Raw genomic sequence first — 15305 nt, forward strand, 5'->3', positions numbered from 1 at the left:
AACGAGCAGCTGCATGGCATTTTGTGCGAGGAGTGTTTGTACCATTACCCTGGCGGCACCTATTCGCCGATGCTGAGTCCTGAGAGAGTACGACATGTCTTCCATCGCTCACGAACTGGCCGCGCTGCTGAGCACGGTCCGAACACCCGGGGACTTCTACGCCGTGGGCACAACCGAACTGCTGCTTCCCCGATTGGAGGTGAACGGTGTCGGTCCGATTGCCCTCCCCTTGCTGCCGACCCAGGCCGAACAACTCATTGCCGTCGCGGAGCATGCTCCCTATGGCCGCGGTAGACAGACCCTGCCCGGCGCTTCGGGACAGACACTCGCTGCCTCGAGCCTGTCGGTGTGCGCCGAGCGCATGACGCTGCAGCTTTCGAGGACGCCCATCGGACCACGAGTTGCGAGGCAGGCAAGGTCGGCGGCCCACGCATCTCAAGATCGCAGCAGGAGATCTGAGGCATGAGCATCGGCCTCCGCAGCCGCAATGCGGCAAGCCAGGCCCGGTGTGGATCCAGGCAAGCGTCACCTATGTTTTAATTGAACGACCAATTAGTTCGACCTGCCATGGCTGTGAAAACAACTCAGAACAAGCGCCACGTCAAGCCCCGCGGGCCGGGCCGCCCGGAAGGGACAAGCGAAGTCCGTGCCGAGATCCTCGATGCCGCAGAAGACGTCTTCTCAACCCTCGGCTACGCGGGCACTTCGCTGCGCGAGGTGGCCGAGAAGGCCAAGGTCACACAGGCTTTGATAAGCTACTACTTCGGCTCGAAATTCGGTTTGTTCGAGCAGGTCTTCCTGCGCCGTAGCGCGCCGATCTCCGAAGAGCGGATCGAGCGTCTCGAGGCCTTGCAGCAGCGCGGCAAGGCCGACGCGAAGGAAATCGTCCGCGCCTTCCTGCTGCCGACAGTGTCGCTGCGCAATTCACCGCAGGGCCGTGCCTTCTTGCGGTTGCAGGCCCGCCTGCACACCGAGCCGCCCGAGATCTCCTATGACCTGCGCACGCAAGCCTATGGCGACTCGACGCGGCTGTACGTCGAGGCCTTGCGTGCCGCGCTGCCGAAGCTCGGCGAACTCGACGCCTATTGGAGAGTCACGATGATGATCGGCACCTACCTCTATGCCTTCTCGGACACGCACCGCATGGAGGAGATGGCGCCTTCGGGGGTCTACGATCCGGCTGACGCCGAGTCGCTGATCGACCAGGTGACGCGCTTCGTCGTCGGTGGCTTCGAGGCCCGCTGAACGGCGAGGCGCGAGGGTCGCGCCGGCACCGGCGCGGGCCCTCGCGAAGCAGGTCGCCTAAAGATCGAGCTTGATTCGCAGGGCGTCGAGGGGTAACACCTCGGCGTATTTCTGGGCCATGTCGAAGAGGCTGGCTTCGTGCGGTCCCAGCGCCCGGTCGCCGACGCAGTCGCTGACCACCAAGGGTGCGAGGCCCCAGCACATCGCGTCGACCACGCTGGCGCGCACGCATCCACTGGTGACGCAGCCCGCGACCACGAGCGTCCGCACGCCGCGCCGGGTGAGCCAGGGCGCCAGCGAGGTGCCGAAGAAGGCCGAGGGCACGTTCTTGCGCACCACCAGTTCGCCCGCGCGTGGGGCGAGAAGCGGCACGATGGCGCTGGCCTGCGAATGCTCCTTGAGACCCAGCATGCCGGGCACCTTCTCGGAGAAGATATTCGCGTCGCCGTCGTCGTCGGCATAGACGATGCGGCTGTGCGCCACCGGCCACTGCTGCACGCGGGCCAGCTCCAGCAGCTGCGCGGTGCGCGCGATGGCCTGCGCGATGTTGCCGCCGCCGAACACGGCCGGGTCTGCGAATCCTTCAACGAAGTCCACGACCAGCAGCCCGAAGGGCGGGCGTAGCTGCATCGATGCGCCGAAGCCCTGCCGCCCATAGACCGCGGTGTCCGAAGCCTCATGCATGGCCGGCCTCCGCGGGCGCCATGCGTTCCTCGACCACGCGGCCGTCGCGCACCACTTCGAGGCCGTCGACCGACACCGTGCAGCGGCGCATCGGGATGTCAATGTGGCAGGCCGTGGTGCGGTCGCCGCCGGCCTCGTTGTTCGGACCGAGCGAGAAGAGGAAGTTGCCGCTGACCGCGCGCGCATCCATGCCAATCGTGCCTTCGCGGTCGTAGAGGCCGAGGGTCGACCAGTACGCACGCTTTTGCAGACCCCATCCGATGTGCGAGATGGCATAGGCCTCCGGATCCTCGAAGGACTCGATGTATTCGCGCAGCATCTCGGCTTCCTGACCGCCTTCGATGCGCGTCACGAACCCTTCCTGCACGATGAGCGCGATGGGCTCGCCCACGTAGGACTTCATCGGCAGCAGCACGTCGCCCTTGTCGAGCACGATGCGGCCATGGGCCTGGCCCTCGTTCGGCCAGGTGAAGGCGAAGCCGCTGGGCCAGTGATCCCACCGGCCCGGCTCATCGACGAAGCCGTATTCGGCCGTGATCGGGTACTCGCCGTAGGGGCAGTGCAGGTCGGTGCCGGCCGGCGAGCGCACGTGCAACTTGCGGCCCGCCTTGAGCAGGGCCACGCCGGCCATCACGCGTGTGCGGTCGGCGGCGGTGGGTACCATGCGCAGCAGCACCTCGGGCGGCTCGACCGCCAGCAGGATCTTGGTGCCCCCCTGCAGGATCTCGTGCTGCTCGGGCGAGAACAGCAGGGTCATCAGGTCGAGCACCAGGTCGGATGCCTTGAGCGCGGCGATCGCGGGCGGATTGTTCGTGAGTGGCGTGGTGCCGAGGTAGGCCAGCGGGTCGCGGCTCAGCGCCTTGTCGCCGTTGACCGGCGGCAGGTCGAGGCGGCTCACGCGCGCGCCCAGCATGCCGGCGGCCGTGATCGCGCAACGCAGGGTCTGTGCGTGGGTGTGGTCGCTGGTGAGGACCGTGACGGCGTCGCCGGCCTTCAGCCTGGAAAGCTCGAGCACCCGTGTCCAGGCGCGGATGAGATCGGTGTCACTGACGGCCATGGTCGGCTCCTTGGCAGGTGGAATGGTTCATGGGTGTGGAGGGCATCAGCTCAAGGCCTGGCCGAGGAAGCTGCCGAAGCCGGCGTAGAAGCCGGGCTCGTTGTCCCAGGGAATCATGTGGCCGGCGCCGGCCACCCGGTGCGCCTGCAGCTCGGGGGCGAGCGCGCGCAGTTCCTCGACGTCCGAAGGCCGCACCACGTCGCCGCGTTCGGCCGTCAGCAGCAGCGTGGGGACGCGCAGGCGCGCCACGTCCGCGTGGATATCGTCGGTCTGGAAGGCCTCGAAGCTCGTCACGATGGCGCGCTCGTCGCAGGTGTGGAGCCACTGCGCGCGCAGCCGCAGCTGTTCCTCGCTCCAGGTCGGGCAGAATCCGCGCATCTCCTCGAGTGTGATGCCGCGCCGGGCCATGCGGATCGAGTCGACGTACCACGGCAGCTGCGCCGGATAGGGTCGGCGGCCGGGGCCGGACACTGGCGGATCGACCGCCACCAACCGTGTCAATCCGGCGGGCTGCTGCGCCGCTGCGCGAATGCCGATGCGCCCGCCCATTGAATGACCCACGAAGGCGTAGCGGCGCAGGCCGAGCGCGCCAGCGAAGGCGATCAGGTCCGCGGCCTGGGCATCGAGGCTGTAGTCCAGCGTGTCGGAGGCTTCGCTGAGCCCTCGCCCGCGCACGTCGAGCACGTAGGTGTCGAAATGACGACTGAAGCGCTCGGCGACGAAGCCCCAGGTCACGGCGGGACTGGTGATGCCGGGAAGCAGGATCACGGCATCCCGCTCGCCGCGTCCGCCTTCCGTGCCGCCGTAGCGCAGGTAATGCTGGCGGATGCCGTTGGCCTGCAAGTGCGCGCCATAAAGGAAGTGAGTCGATGCGCTCATGCCTTGGCTCCCGGATAGGCACCCGAGAGCAGCGCACCGGCACCGGGCACGACGGGGTCCAGGCCCAGTGCGCGCAGCATCGCGTAGACCGTGGCCGCCGCGGCCGTGACGACGGGCTTGCCGGTGGCGGCCTCGACCTGCGCGATGGCGGGCAGCGACGGCATCTGCACGCAGGCCGACAGCACGATCGCATCGACCTCGTCGGTCGGCATCGCGGCGACGATGCCCGGGAGGCGCGCCGGGTCGTGGCGGCCGACCTCGAGGTTGTCGGCGATCTCCAGCGCACGCCAGTGCACCACCTCGAAGCCTTCGTGCTCGATGTAGTCGATCACAAGTCTGGTGAGCGGCACCATGTACGGCGCTACCAGCGCGATGCGCCTGGCGCCGATCACGCGAAGCCCCTCGACCAGCGCGCCGGCGCTGCTGACCACGGGCGCCTTGCCGTTGTTGTTCGCGGTCGCGGCGCCCAGGCGCTCCTGTGACTGGCGGTGGTAGCCGCGGCCCATCGCCATGATCGCGACCAGGCAGGCGTAGCCCAGCACGTCGACCCGGGCATCGCTGAGCTCCAGCGCGCAGCGGTCCGACTCGGCATCCATGGCCGCGAGTTCCTCCTTGTTCACGTGCTTCATGCGCATGCGCGCCGAGTGGAAAGTGAAGCGCTCGGGACGGATCTGCTCGCGCAGCCGCAGCATGGCCGGGATCTCGGTCTCCATCGTAGTGTTGGAACTGGGGACGATCTGTCCGATGCGGAAACTTGTCTTCATGTTCATGGTGTGTGCGCCCCGAGTTCAGGCCAGGGCCGCTTCTGCGTCGAAGCGCTCGGTGCAGCGCGTCGCGTCGTATTCGTAGACCCACTCGGCCTTGATGCCGACCGCGTTGGGGTTGTGCGCCTGCTGTCGCTGCATCTCGAGGTCGCGCTGACGCTGTTCCTCGGGTGTCGACAAGTGGTAGGTGCGGCCACGCTCGCGCGCCTCGAGCTGCACACGCGCGGTGCGGGGGCGGCGTTCGGCTTCATAGGCGCGCAAGGCCGCCTGGACGTCGCTGCCGTGATGCGCGAGCGCGGCCGCAAGCACGTAGCCATCCTCGATCGCCATGGCCGCGCCCTGCGACAGGAAGGGCAGCATGGGATGCGCCGCATCGCCCAGCAGCGTCACCCGGCCTTGCGACCACTGGGCCATCGGATCGCGGTCGAACAGGCCCCACTTGAAGGTCTGCGACGAGTCGACCCGCTCGAACAGCGAGACAATGTCCGGATGCCAGCCCTGGTAGGCCGCGAGCAGTTCCTCGCGCGTGCTCGGCTCGGTCCACGATTCGGCGACCCAATCCGCGCTCTCGTTGACCGCCACGATGTTCACCGCGGCGCCGCCCTTGACGTAGTAGGTCACGACATGGGCCTTGGGCCCCATCCAGAACGAGGCATCGGGGCTCACGAAGGGCAGCGGATGCACGTCGACCGGCACCAGCGCGCGCCAGCAGATGTGGCCCGTGAAGCTCGCATTGGAACGGCCCCAGAGCGCCTCGCGCACGACCGAGTGGATGCCGTCGGCGCCGACGATCAGGTCGGCCTCGAAAGTCGTGCCGTCCGAGAAACGCGCCGTGGCGCCGGACGCGGTGCGCTCCACGCCCACGCACTGCACGTTGAAGCGCACCCGGTCCGCGGGGATGTCGGCGCACAGGATCGCGTGCACGTCGGCACGGTGCACGTGATAGAAGTCGGCGCCGAACAGGCGCGGGCAGACTTCCTTGAGCGGCGTGCGAAACAGCTCGCGCGCGGTGTCCCAGTTGCGCCCCACCATCGCCTCGGGCAGGAAGCCGACGCGGTCCAGCGCCTCGGCCAGGCCCAAGGCGCCGAGCACCTTGGCGGCGTTCGGAGTGATCTGCACGCCCGCGCCGATTTCGCCGAAGGCGCTCGCACGTTCGAAAAGATGGGCATCGATGCCGCGCAGGCGCAAGGCGCGCGCCAGTGCGACGCCACCGATGCCGGCGCCGACGATCCCGATCTTGAGGGTCTTGCTCATGTCATTCCTTTCGTGCCGGTTGCGCCGGCGTTAAATAAATTAGTCGTTCAATTAAATAAGCGTTTGAACGGCGGGCCCGGTCGTCCCGCCCGGCTGGCCGGCTGTCCGCTGGCCAGCGGACAGAAGCCCACGGCCACGGCCTGCCGCCGGTCAGCCTCATCCGCCCAGGTAGGCGTTGAGCAGCGCCGTGTCGCGCAGCAGTTCGCCCGCGGGGCGCTCGGCCACGATGCGACCGGTCTCGTAGACGTAGGCACGCTGCGCCACCGAGAGCGCGTGGTGCACGTTCTGCTCGACCAGCAGCACGGTGACGCCGTGCGCATGGATCTCGCGCACGAAGTCGAACACCTCCTGCGCCATGCGCGGACTCAGGCCCAGGCTGGGCTCGTCGAGCAGCAGTAGCGTCGGCTCCGACATCAGCGCCCGGCCGATGGCGAGCATCTGCTGCTCGCCCCCGCTCAGCGTGCCAGCCAACTGCTTGTGGCGTTCCTTGAGCCGCGGGAAGCGCTGGTACACCTTGCCGACCCGTTCCTCGACACCGGCCTTCGACTTGCACAGGTAGGCGCCCAGCGCCAGGTTCTCGTACACCGACATCGCGGGCCAGACGTGACGCTCCTCGGGCGACTGGGCGATGCCCTCCCCCACGATGCGGTCGGCCGCCATGCCGCCGATCGAGTGGCCCTTGTAGAGGATGTCGCCGCGCGTGGGCCTGAGCAGCCCTGAGATGGCGCGCAAGGTCGTGCTCTTGCCGGCGCCGTTGGCACCGATCAGTGCCACCACCTCGCCCGGCGTGATCGCGAGGTCGACGCCATGCAGCGCGGCCGTCTTGCCGTAGCTCACGTGCAGGTCGCGCAGTTCCAGCAGGGCTTCGGGGGCCGCGGCAGGCGCACCTGCCGCGGCGGGTCGTTCCAGTACCGGGCTCATACCGGCGCCTCCCGGCCCAGATAGGCCTCGACGACGCGCGGATCGCCCTGGACCTCCGCGGGCGTGCCCTCGGCGAGCTTCTCCCCGAAATGCATTACCACCACGCGGTCCGAGACCGCCATCACCAATCCCATGTTGTGCTCCACGATGAGGACGGACTGCACCAGGCGGCCGGGCAGTGTCCGAAGGATGTCGCCGAAGGCGCGGGCCTCGCGGCTGTTGAGGCCCGCGGCCGGCTCGTCGAGCATCAGCACGCGCGGCTTGGCAGCCAGCGCCAGGGCCACCTCGAGCAGGCGCAGCTCGCCGCAGGACAGGACCGAGGCCGGCGTGTCCATGCGGTGCGCGAGGCCCAGGGTCTCGACGATACGGGCCGCGCTCTCGCGCACGCTGGCCTCCGCATCGCGCACGCGGCGTCCCGGGAGGAAGGTCCGCCAGAGCGATTGGCGCGCCTCGAGGTAGTGCCCCGTGAGCACGTTCTCGAACACGGTGAGCGACTTGAGGATGTTGGTCTTCTGGAAGCTGCGCACGATGCCGCGGCGCGCCATGCGAAAGGGCTTCTCGCCCGTGACGTCGGCGCCGCCATAGCGCACGTGGCCCGCGGTGGGCGTGTAGAAACCCGTAATCAGGTTGAAGCAGGTCGTCTTGCCGGCACCGTTGGGACCGATCAGGCCGACGATCTCGCCGGGCCGCACATCGAAGCTGATGTCCTTGACCGCGTGGTTGCCGCCGAAGGACTTGCTCAGCCCACGCACCTCAAGGGTGGCCGCTGCCTGCATGGAAAGGGTCGCGCTCATGCGGTCCTCCCGGTGCCGGTCGGCACGGCGCCGGCGGCGGGTGCCGCTGCAGGCGCAAGGGGCACCGCGGGCGCGGCAGGATGGCGGCGCTCGCGGCTGCGGCCCGCGAATCCCATGAGCCCCTGCGGCAGGAACAGCACGATCGCGATCACGGCGAGGCCGAAGATCGACAGGCGCAGCTCCTTGGCCTCGCGCAGGTATTCCTCGAGGAAGGTCACGAGCAGCGCGCCGATCAGCGGCCCCACGAGCGTGCCCTTGCCGCCGATGAGCACCATGATGATCATGCTGACCATGAAGGCGAAGCGGAACATCTCGGGGCCGACGAAGGAGATGTAGTGGGCATAGAAGCCGCCGGCCATGCCCGAGAGGAAGGCGCCGAGCACCAGCGCCAGCATCGAGTAGGTCAGCGGCCGCACGCCGATCGACTGCGCGACGTAGCGGTTCTCGCGGATCGCCACCGCCGCCCGCCCCGCGTTCGAATGCACAAAGCGGTATGAGAGGTAGAGCCCGATGGCAAGCAGGCCCCAGGCGAGCGCGTAGTAGAACTGCTTGCTCGCGAGGTTGCCGGCATTGGCCAGCAGGCCGGGTTGCGGCACACCCGCGATGCCCATGGGTCCGTTCGTGAGGCCGATCCAGTTGTCGGCCACGAGGCGCAGCACCTCGGCGAAGGACAGCGTGACGATCACGAAAAAGGGTCCCTGCAGGCGCAGCGTGATGGCGCCGATCAGCCCGCCGACCGCGGCCGCAAGCAGGCCCGCGACCGGGATCGTGAGCCACATCGGCCAGCCGTAGCGGGTCGACAGGATGGCCGCCGCGTAGGCGCCCGTGCCCAGGAAGGCCGTGTGGCCGAGCGAGAACTCGCCGACGTAGCCGACCACGAGGTTCAGCGAGGTGGCGAGCACCGCGTAGAAGAGCACCATGATCGCAATGTGCAGCACGTACTGGTCGTGTACCACGAAGGGCACCAGCGCGGCCAGCGCGAGAAAGCCGAAGAGGCCGTTGCGTTCGAATTTCATGCGCGCTCCGCGTTCTTGGCAAACAGGCCGTAGGGCCGGGAGACCAGGGTCAGGATCACGAGCGCGAAGCCGATGATGTCGACCCAGCCAGTGGCGACGTAGCCGCCCCACAGGGCCTCGGCCACGCCCAGCAGCAGCCCGCCCGCGATGGCCCCTGCGAAGCTGCCCATGCCGCCGAGGATCACGACCACGAAGGCCTTCATGCTCACCAGGCCGCCGACCGAGACCTGGGCCGAGTAGATCGAGCCCAGCAGCATCCCGGCCATCGATGCGATCACCGTGCCCATCGCAAAGGTCGAGGCGTAGACGTTTGCGGTGCGAATGCCGACCAGGCGTGCGGCCGTCGGATCCTGGAAGGTGGCGCGCATCGCGCGGCCCAGGCGCGTCTTGTGGATCGTGAGCCAGGCCGCCAGGATCATCAGCGCACAGACGGCCACCGCGAACAGGCGCAGCTTGGTCAGCACGATCGGGCCGAGAAAGGCCGGCGAGGACGCGATCGGTGCCTCGACCTTGAGCGGCGCGGTGCCCACCGCAAGCAACGCCGTGTTGGCGAGGAAGATCGACAGGCCGATGGTCAGCAGGATGCCGGCCTCCTCGCCCTGGTGCCGGATGCGCTCGATCAGGAAGCGGTCCACCAGCCAGCCGAAGGCGCCCATTGCGACCGCCACCAGCAGCAGGCCCGAGAAGAAGTCCAGGCCCAGCCGGGTGGTGGCCCACCAGCCCATCACGCCGCCCAGCATGTAGAGCTCGCCGTGCGCGAAGTTGACGACCCGCATCAGTCCGAGGATGAGGGTCAGGCCGAGCGCCGAGAGCGCGTAGAACGAACCCGTCACGAGTCCGTTGGCCAGGTATTGCAGCAGCAGATCCATAGTGTCGCGCGCCGGTGCTCAGGGCTTCTCGGTCGGCGATTCGGCCACGACCTTCGGCTCCTTGCCGGTGATCTGGACCAGCACCACGTCGAAGCCATAGCCTTCGCCCTTGTCGGTGAAGCGATAGCGGCCGTTGGGTGCCTGGTAGTCGGTCTTGCGCAAGGCGTCGCGAATGGCCTCGGGCTCGGCCTTGCCGGCGCGGGCCGCGGCTTCCATCAGGATGTTCAGGGCGTTGAAGCCGGCGGCGCCGTACTTGCCGGGCTTTTCCTTGTAGGCGGCGGCGTACTGGTCGACGAACGCCTTGTTGCGCTCACCGGGCATGCTCGACGCATAGGGAACGGCCGCGTAGATGCCTTCGGAGGCAGCTCCGGTCAGGCCGATGAAGTCGGCGGTGGCCCAGGAGCCGACGCCGAAGATCTTGGTGCTGAGGCCGAATTCCTTGAACTGCTTGACGAGGATCGATCCGTCCTGCGTCTCGGCCGCGACGAAGACGCCGTCGAGCTTGGCGGCGCGCAGCTTGGTCAGTAGCGTGTAGAAGTCGGTCGCGCCGTGGTCGAAATATTCCTTCATCACGGTCTTGACGCCCTGCTCGGCCATGTCCTTCGAGAAGTCCTCGACGCCGCCACGGCCCCAATCGTCATTGACGCCGATGTAGGCGACTGTCTTGAGCTGCAGCTTCTCCGCCAGGATCTTGCTGAAGGTCTTCGACATGAGCCGGTCGGTCTCGGCCGAGCGGAAGAAGTACTGCATGCCCTTGTCGGTGAGGTCGGCCTTGGACGACACGCCCGTGAGCAGCGGCACCTTGTACTTTTCGGCCACCGGCATCACGGCCGCGGTGGCCGAGCTGCAGAAGGCGCCGGCCACGGCCACGACCTTGTCGCGCTGGATGAGCTTCTCGGCGGCATTGACCGAGTTGGCAGGCCGGCACTGGCCGTCCTCGATCACGAGCTCAATCTTCTTGCCGCCGACGCCGCCCGCCGCGTTGCGGCGCTCGACCGCCAGCTTGGCACCGGCGACGAAGGCCTGTCCGTTGTAGGCGACCGAGCCGGTCAGCGGCTGGATGACACCGATCTTGACGGTGTCCTGCGCCGCGGCGGTCAGGCACAGGACGGGCAGCGCGACCGCTGCGGCGATGGGTTTCCAAGAAAAGGACATGCTTTGCTCCAGAAGAGGTGACGCCACGGCGCGCACTAATTAAACAACCAATTAATTCATGCGGCAAGTCTAGGACCTTAGCAACCGCTCTCCACCCGGGCTTACCCCAATAAATTAATTGATCAACCAGTTAGCAAGCGGCGTGCCAGCTGGGGTGCACCGGGCAGGTGCGTACGGGGCGCCCCCGCGCGCCGAAAGTGCACCTGGTCGCAGGCCATGCAATCCACGTAGTCTCAACCGCGCGCGGCGTCCGTCACGTCCAGCGCGAGCGCCAACACACGCAACCTTGTCGGATATTTGAGTTTTCAACGCGCTCTGCCCTTGTCGCGTCTTTTGGTTGTAAGCCGACTATCGCGGAACTGCGGGGCAGGAGCTGGGCTGAAACCCCGACGAGATGGCCTTCTACGACGCGCTGGCGACCAACGAAGCTGCGGTGCGCGACCTTGGCTGAGCCGGCACCTCGGCCTGAGCATCGACAGCCTGATCTCGGCCGACGTGGTCACCGCCGAAGGCCAGCTCTTGCGCGCCAGCGAGAAGGAGAACGCCGATCTGTTCTGGGGAATCCGCGGTGGCGGCGGCAACTTCGGCGTGGTGACCTCGTTCGAGTTCAAGCTGCATCCCGTCGGCCCGATGGTGCTGGCCGGACTCATCGTGCATCCGCTCGACGCGGCCCCGGACGTGCTCTCCACCGCGCGAGTTCGTCGAGAAGGCACCCGACGAATTCGTCTGCTGGTTCGTCATGCGGCAGGCACCTCCGCTGCCGTTCCTGCCGCCCCAGTGGCACGGAAAGGAAATTCTGGCGCTGGCCGTCTGCTATCACGGCGACCTGGCCGAGGGCGAACGCGTTGCGAAGCCGTTGCGCGAGTTCGGCCACCCCATCGCAGACATCATTTCGCCCATGCTCTACACCGCATGGCAGACCGTGCTCGACCCGCTGCTGACCCCCGGTGCCCGCAACTACTGGAAGTCGCACGATTTCACCGCGCTCGGCGACGGCCTCGTCGACGTGCTGGTGGACCATGCGCGGCGCATTCCCGACCCGCAGACCGAGATCGCCCTCGCGCAGCTGGGCGGCGCGGTTGCCAGGGTGCCGCGCGGCGCCACGGCATACAACCACCGCGACGGAAAAGTACGTGATGAACGTGCATGGCCGCTGGTGCGATCCCGGCAGGGACGAGGCCTGCATCGCCTGGGCGCGCAGCTTGTGGAAGGCCACCGCGCCGTTCGCAACCGGCAGCGTGTACGTGAGCTTCCTGACGCAGGAAGAAGGTGACCGCGTGCGCGAGACCTACGGCGAGAACTTCGACGCCTCGTCGAGTTGAAGAACAAGTACGACCCCACCAACCTGTTCGGCGTCAACCAGAACATCCGGCCGACCGTCTGATGCCGCCCGTGACGATCACCGCCATCAGCGCAGTAACGCTGGCGACGCACGACATGGCACGGGCGCTTCGCTTCCACCAGGCACTGGGTTTTCCGCTGCGCTACGGGGGCGATGCCGCCGGGTTCAGCAGCCTCAGTGCCGGCAACGCATGCCTGAATCTGATCGCGCAAGGCAGCGAGCGGAATTGGTCGTGGTGGGGACGGATGATCTTCTATGTATCGGATGTCGATGCGCTGTATCGCGACGCGCTTGCGGCCGGATTGCGCCCGGATGACGCGCCGTGCGATGCGACCTGGGGCGAGCGTTACTTCCACATCACGGACCCCGATGGTCACGAGTTGAGCTTTGCGACGCCGCTGGGCGGGAGCCGCTGAGCAAATCTTGAGCGGCGAGTTCGAGCTGAGGTGCGATTACGATCGGCGCCAAGTCGCTGCGCGCCCCCTTGGCTCCCGGCGGCAGATCTGATGGATGAGTCGATCGAAATCCGTCGTGAAAGGGCGTCACTGCGAACTGATCCTCCGTTCGCGGCGACGATTTTAATAAGCGGACGGCTGCTTGTGGCGGCGAGTACCGTTCGCAGCCGCGCTTGGCAGCTGACCTTCGCACGATCGCGTGTTGGCCAAGGGCGGCTCTCGGCGAGTTCGGCGAACAGGCAGTCCCGGCCGGCCAAAACCAGCCCTTCGTCTACCGCGTTGTTATGGGGCCCAGAGCCGCTCTCACGCGGACTTGACGCAGAGCGCACGCTTTCGCAGTAACGTCCCAAGCGTCATCCGAACATGCGCCTCGGTGTCACTCCCGGCTGTCCGCGTCCTTCATTTGGCGCAGAGCAGAGAAGATGCAGTCGGGAGATCACTTGACATGAATTCTGGGCGAGAACTTTACCGTCGGCGAGCTTGTGCCTCGCACGTCGGCATGCCAGCCAAATACCGCGCCGTCGTGGAGAGGGTCGTGCCGCTAGTCGCACTGTATCCGGGCTATCGACCGAAAACTTCCAATCACCGCATGGCCAGGTCCAGACCCATCCAAATGCAAAATTCAAACGTGAGGAACAGCATGAGGAACGCAGAAGCGACGAACGCCGCGCCCACCTTAATAGATGTCAGTACCACTGCAGCTGTTTTTTGATGCTTTTCCTTCTGTCCCCGATCGTAATGCCACTTGACGGCCAAATACATGCCCACGCTGAGCACGAGAACCTTGAAAATAACAAAAGAGATAGGGATTGAATTCATGATCTAAAGGATATTAATGGTGACAGACGACGAAATGCCCCATTGCGGCAAGTAGCTCAATAGACCGATAAAGAAACGGAAAAACAATCTAACGAAACGGTTGCGGTGAGCTGAATGGGCGTCCGCAAGGCGCGTCGAATGCACGCAAGACATCGGTCGGAAGGCGGAGCAGTCCGACGGCACCACCGAAGCACTCTCGTCGTGTGTCGAGTGTTCATCTTCCAAGCTGATACGTACAGAACCAGATCCCCTGAAAATTTTCGTATCAGATGCAAGGAGGCCGGTAGTCGCTCCGGGGTACGCCGACATCTGATACCAAAATGTTGGGAGCGGTCCAGCACGACCGTATCAGAGGGAGATGCCCATGAACCGCTACGAGAAGCTTGCCGACAACATCGCTCAGCGCATTCGCGCGGGTAGCCTAAAGGCGAACGATCGCCTTCCTTCCGTGCGCGAACTGAAGTCGCAGATGGGCATCAGTGCGTCCACTGTGTTCTCTGCTTACTACCTGCTGGAGGCGCAAGGGCTTGTCGAAGCGCGGCAGAGGTCGGGATACTTCGTCCGAGCGCGCGCGGAAGTGCCGTCCAACGAACTCGCCGCCAGCGAACCCGTCCTCGGGTCCATGTCGGTCGACGTCTCGTCGCTAGTCTTTCAGGTCCTCGCACAGGCTCGCGAGCGCGACATGGTCCCGCTCGGCTCGGCTTTTCCATCGCCAGAGCTGTTCCCCTTAGAGCAACTTGCCACCGGCCTGACGCGAGCGCTCAAGCGGATGGATCCCTGGCAGACCATCGAAGATTTGTCACCAGGAAACGCCCTTTTGCGACATCAGATCTCCCTCCGTTACGGCAGCGTCGGGATGGATGTTCCTGCGTCAGAGCTGGTCATCACCAGCGGGGCGATGGAAGCCCTCAATCTTGCGCTCGAATCGGTGACGCAGCCAGGCGACGTCGTGGCGATCGAAACCCCAACCTTTTATGCTGCGTTGCAGGCACTAGAGCGGCGCGGTCTTCGCGCGGTCGAGGTTGAGACCCACCCGCGAACAGGCGTGGATCTCGGCTCTCTTGCTCGCGTGATCGACCAGCATCCGGTGAAGGCCTGCTGGTTCATGCCGACCTTCCAGAACCCAATGGGCTGCACCATGAGCGACGCAGCCAAAGAGCAACTGGTCAACATGCTCGCCACTCGCGCCATACCGTTGATCGAAGACGACGTGTACGGCGAGCTCGCGCATGGGCCTCGAAGACCGCCACCGGCCAAGGCCTGGGACCGGGCCGGCTGGGTGCTGCACTGCAGTTCTTTCTCGAAATCCCTGGCACCCGGATATCGCATCGGATGGGTAGCGGGCGGTCGCTTCGCAGCTACCTTGGGTCGGAACAAGTTGATGAGTTCGCTGGCAACGGCACTTCCCTCGCAACTGGCCTTACAGGAGTACCTGCAACACAAGAGTTTCGATCGTCACCTGCGCGCCCTGCGGCATTCGTTCAGCCGCCAGCAGGCTGCCTGCTTGCGGCTTATCGATCGATATTTTCCGACTGGAACGCGGGTCACGCGCCCCGAGGGCGGCTATTTCCTGTGGCTCGCGCTGCCAGAAGGTGTCGACGCGCTCGCACTGCACAAGGACGCTCTTCGGCTCGGCATAGGCGTAGCACCCGGCCATTTGTTTTCAGCCGACCGCCGATACACCCGGCATCTGCGCATTAACTACGGGTGTCTCGGCGACCCGCGCTTGGAAGGGGCTATCAGGAGTCTTGGAGATCTCGCTAACGCGCAGCTTAAATCTACAACTGGAAAATCGGGGCCAAGCTTCGAAGAAGCTTCGTCGAGACCCTAGTTGGCGTCAATGCAGTTCGAGGTCCGCCCCTTCGACTGACTCTCAACGTCACGCGCGCCGCTTCTATTCAGTCGTCGACACTTCGCCGCAAGATGGCACGAAGGCCTAACAGGCCGCTGAAGTACCAGTCGCGCGGCAGTCATCCGGCGTCCTGAAGTGGGCGGTTGCAGGATTTCGGGGTTTCAGGCTCGCTGCCGTCGCCGTTATCGCGCTTCGAGGG

17 protein-coding genes and 1 pseudogene are annotated in these 15305 nt (G+C 66.0%); 6 read left to right on the top strand and 12 right to left on the bottom strand.

From position 1 onward, the window contains the following. Positions 1–94 precede the first annotated feature (94 nt). Both QTI17_RS31515 and QTI17_RS31520 read left to right on the top strand, forming a co-directional pair. A complete protein-coding gene (locus tag QTI17_RS31515) occupies positions 95–466 on the top strand; it encodes a hypothetical protein (protein WP_286537818.1) in 372 nt (123 codons plus the stop codon). A gap of 101 nt (positions 467–567) precedes the next feature. After that, positions 568–1245, top strand: coding sequence for a TetR family transcriptional regulator (locus QTI17_RS31520; protein ID WP_286537819.1), 678 nt, complete (start codon positions 568–570; stop codon positions 1243–1245). Between the two features lie 57 nt (positions 1246–1302). On the opposite strand, the gene QTI17_RS31525 is transcribed toward QTI17_RS31520, so the two are convergent. The 11 genes from QTI17_RS31525 to QTI17_RS31575 form a co-directional block, all read right to left on the bottom strand. After that, positions 1303–1929 (bottom strand): isochorismatase family protein, encoded by a 627-nt coding sequence (locus QTI17_RS31525; protein ID WP_286537820.1) that lies wholly within the window; start codon positions 1927–1929, stop codon positions 1303–1305. Beyond that, on the bottom strand, positions 1922–2986 hold the full coding sequence (locus tag QTI17_RS31530) for a 2,5-dihydroxypyridine 5,6-dioxygenase NicX family protein (protein ID WP_286537821.1): 1065 nt from the start codon (positions 2984–2986) through the stop codon (positions 1922–1924). Before QTI17_RS31530 ends, QTI17_RS31525 begins: the two co-directional genes overlap by 8 nt. Before the next feature lie 45 nt (positions 2987–3031). Then, positions 3032–3865 carry an alpha/beta fold hydrolase gene (locus QTI17_RS31535; protein ID WP_286537823.1) on the bottom strand — a complete coding sequence of 278 codons (834 nt, stop codon included), beginning with the start codon at positions 3863–3865 and terminating at the stop codon, positions 3032–3034. Beyond that, positions 3862–4629 carry a maleate cis-trans isomerase family protein gene (locus tag QTI17_RS31540; RefSeq protein ID WP_503011150.1) on the bottom strand — a complete coding sequence of 256 codons (768 nt, stop codon included), beginning with the start codon at positions 4627–4629 and terminating at the stop codon, positions 3862–3864. Before QTI17_RS31540 ends, QTI17_RS31535 begins: the two co-directional genes overlap by 4 nt. 24 nt (positions 4630–4653) lie before the next feature. After that, the gene (locus tag QTI17_RS31545; RefSeq protein WP_286537824.1) at positions 4654–5883 is read right to left on the bottom strand and encodes an FAD-dependent monooxygenase; all 1230 of its coding nucleotides are present in this window, start codon (positions 5881–5883) and stop codon (positions 4654–4656) included. 156 nt (positions 5884–6039) lie between these two features. Continuing rightward, positions 6040–6804, bottom strand: a complete 765-nt coding sequence (locus tag QTI17_RS31550) for an ABC transporter ATP-binding protein (RefSeq protein ID WP_286537825.1) — start codon at positions 6802–6804, stop codon at positions 6040–6042. Next, positions 6801–7598 (bottom strand): ABC transporter ATP-binding protein, encoded by a 798-nt coding sequence (locus tag QTI17_RS31555; protein ID WP_286537827.1) that lies wholly within the window; start codon positions 7596–7598, stop codon positions 6801–6803. The genes QTI17_RS31550 and QTI17_RS31555 overlap by 4 nt, the downstream gene beginning before the upstream one ends. Next, positions 7595–8614 carry a branched-chain amino acid ABC transporter permease gene (locus QTI17_RS31560; protein WP_286537829.1) on the bottom strand — a complete coding sequence of 340 codons (1020 nt, stop codon included), beginning with the start codon at positions 8612–8614 and terminating at the stop codon, positions 7595–7597. Before QTI17_RS31560 ends, QTI17_RS31555 begins: the two co-directional genes overlap by 4 nt. Then, a complete protein-coding gene (locus tag QTI17_RS31565; RefSeq protein ID WP_286537830.1) occupies positions 8611–9483 on the bottom strand; it encodes a branched-chain amino acid ABC transporter permease in 873 nt (290 codons plus the stop codon). Before QTI17_RS31565 ends, QTI17_RS31560 begins: the two co-directional genes overlap by 4 nt. 18 nt (positions 9484–9501) lie before the next feature. Then, complete coding sequence (locus QTI17_RS31570; RefSeq protein WP_286537832.1) at positions 9502–10638, bottom strand: ABC transporter substrate-binding protein; 1137 nt, start codon at positions 10636–10638, stop codon at positions 9502–9504. 402 nt (positions 10639–11040) lie between these two features. Then, positions 11041–11379 (bottom strand): hypothetical protein, encoded by a 339-nt coding sequence (locus QTI17_RS31575; RefSeq protein WP_286537833.1) that lies wholly within the window; start codon positions 11377–11379, stop codon positions 11041–11043. Here QTI17_RS31575 and QTI17_RS31580 point away from each other — a divergent pair. The 3 genes and pseudogenes from QTI17_RS31580 to QTI17_RS31585 all read left to right on the top strand — a co-directional run bounded on the left by QTI17_RS31580 (position 11378) and on the right by QTI17_RS31585 (position 12396). Continuing rightward, positions 11378–11911, top strand: coding sequence for a hypothetical protein (locus QTI17_RS31580; protein WP_286537834.1), 534 nt, complete (start codon positions 11378–11380; stop codon positions 11909–11911). The two genes, QTI17_RS31575 and QTI17_RS31580, sit on opposite strands and share 2 nt — an antisense overlap. 33 nt (positions 11912–11944) lie before the next feature. Further along, positions 11945–12022, top strand: a pseudogene (locus QTI17_RS35160) (BBE domain-containing protein); the annotation flags it as partial. Further along, positions 12022–12396, top strand: coding sequence for a VOC family protein (locus tag QTI17_RS31585; RefSeq protein WP_286537835.1), 375 nt, complete (start codon positions 12022–12024; stop codon positions 12394–12396). The pseudogene QTI17_RS35160 and the gene QTI17_RS31585, both read left to right, overlap by 1 nt. A gap of 621 nt (positions 12397–13017) precedes the next feature. On the opposite strand, the gene QTI17_RS31590 is transcribed toward QTI17_RS31585, so the two are convergent. Further along, positions 13018–13254, bottom strand: a complete 237-nt coding sequence (locus QTI17_RS31590; protein ID WP_286537836.1) for a hypothetical protein — start codon at positions 13252–13254, stop codon at positions 13018–13020. Between the two features lie 364 nt (positions 13255–13618). On the opposite strand from QTI17_RS31590, the gene QTI17_RS31595 reads away from it, so the two are divergent. After that, positions 13619–15085, top strand: coding sequence for an aminotransferase-like domain-containing protein (locus QTI17_RS31595; protein ID WP_286537837.1), 1467 nt, complete (start codon positions 13619–13621; stop codon positions 15083–15085). The last annotated feature ends 220 nt before the right edge of the window (positions 15086–15305 follow it).

It is taken from the genome of Variovorax sp. J31P179, assembly GCF_030316985.1.
Lineage (GTDB): Bacteria > Pseudomonadota > Gammaproteobacteria > Burkholderiales > Burkholderiaceae_C > Variovorax > Variovorax ginsengisoli_B.

Excerpts from the sequence above, each read along its gene's own strand:
- QTI17_RS31515 (WP_286537818.1), top strand. The coding sequence starts at position 95 with ATGTCTTCCATCGCTCACGAACTGGCCGCGCTGCTGAGCACGGTCCGA.
- QTI17_RS31520 (WP_286537819.1), top strand. The coding sequence starts at position 568 with ATGGCTGTGAAAACAACTCAGAACAAGCGCCACGTCAAGCCCCGCGGG.
- QTI17_RS31525 (WP_286537820.1), bottom strand. The coding sequence starts at position 1,929 with ATGCATGAGGCTTCGGACACCGCGGTCTATGGGCGGCAGGGCTTCGGC.
- QTI17_RS31530 (WP_286537821.1), bottom strand. The coding sequence starts at position 2,986 with ATGGCCGTCAGTGACACCGATCTCATCCGCGCCTGGACACGGGTGCTC.
- QTI17_RS31535 (WP_286537823.1), bottom strand. The coding sequence starts at position 3,865 with ATGAGCGCATCGACTCACTTCCTTTATGGCGCGCACTTGCAGGCCAAC.
- QTI17_RS31540 (WP_503011150.1), bottom strand. The coding sequence starts at position 4,629 with ATGAAGACAAGTTTCCGCATCGGACAGATCGTCCCCAGTTCCAACACT.
- QTI17_RS31545 (WP_286537824.1), bottom strand. The coding sequence starts at position 5,883 with ATGAGCAAGACCCTCAAGATCGGGATCGTCGGCGCCGGCATCGGTGGC.
- QTI17_RS31550 (WP_286537825.1), bottom strand. The coding sequence starts at position 6,804 with ATGAGCCCGGTACTGGAACGACCCGCCGCGGCAGGTGCGCCTGCCGCG.
- QTI17_RS31555 (WP_286537827.1), bottom strand. The coding sequence starts at position 7,598 with ATGAGCGCGACCCTTTCCATGCAGGCAGCGGCCACCCTTGAGGTGCGT.
- QTI17_RS31560 (WP_286537829.1), bottom strand. The coding sequence starts at position 8,614 with ATGAAATTCGAACGCAACGGCCTCTTCGGCTTTCTCGCGCTGGCCGCG.
- QTI17_RS31565 (WP_286537830.1), bottom strand. The coding sequence starts at position 9,483 with ATGGATCTGCTGCTGCAATACCTGGCCAACGGACTCGTGACGGGTTCG.
- QTI17_RS31570 (WP_286537832.1), bottom strand. The coding sequence starts at position 10,638 with ATGTCCTTTTCTTGGAAACCCATCGCCGCAGCGGTCGCGCTGCCCGTC.
- QTI17_RS31580 (WP_286537834.1), top strand. The coding sequence starts at position 11,378 with ATGCGGCAGGCACCTCCGCTGCCGTTCCTGCCGCCCCAGTGGCACGGA.
- QTI17_RS31575 (WP_286537833.1), bottom strand. The coding sequence starts at position 11,379 with ATGACGAACCAGCAGACGAATTCGTCGGGTGCCTTCTCGACGAACTCG.
- QTI17_RS31585 (WP_286537835.1), top strand. The coding sequence starts at position 12,022 with ATGCCGCCCGTGACGATCACCGCCATCAGCGCAGTAACGCTGGCGACG.
- QTI17_RS31590 (WP_286537836.1), bottom strand. The coding sequence starts at position 13,254 with ATGAATTCAATCCCTATCTCTTTTGTTATTTTCAAGGTTCTCGTGCTC.
- QTI17_RS31595 (WP_286537837.1), top strand. The coding sequence starts at position 13,619 with ATGAACCGCTACGAGAAGCTTGCCGACAACATCGCTCAGCGCATTCGC.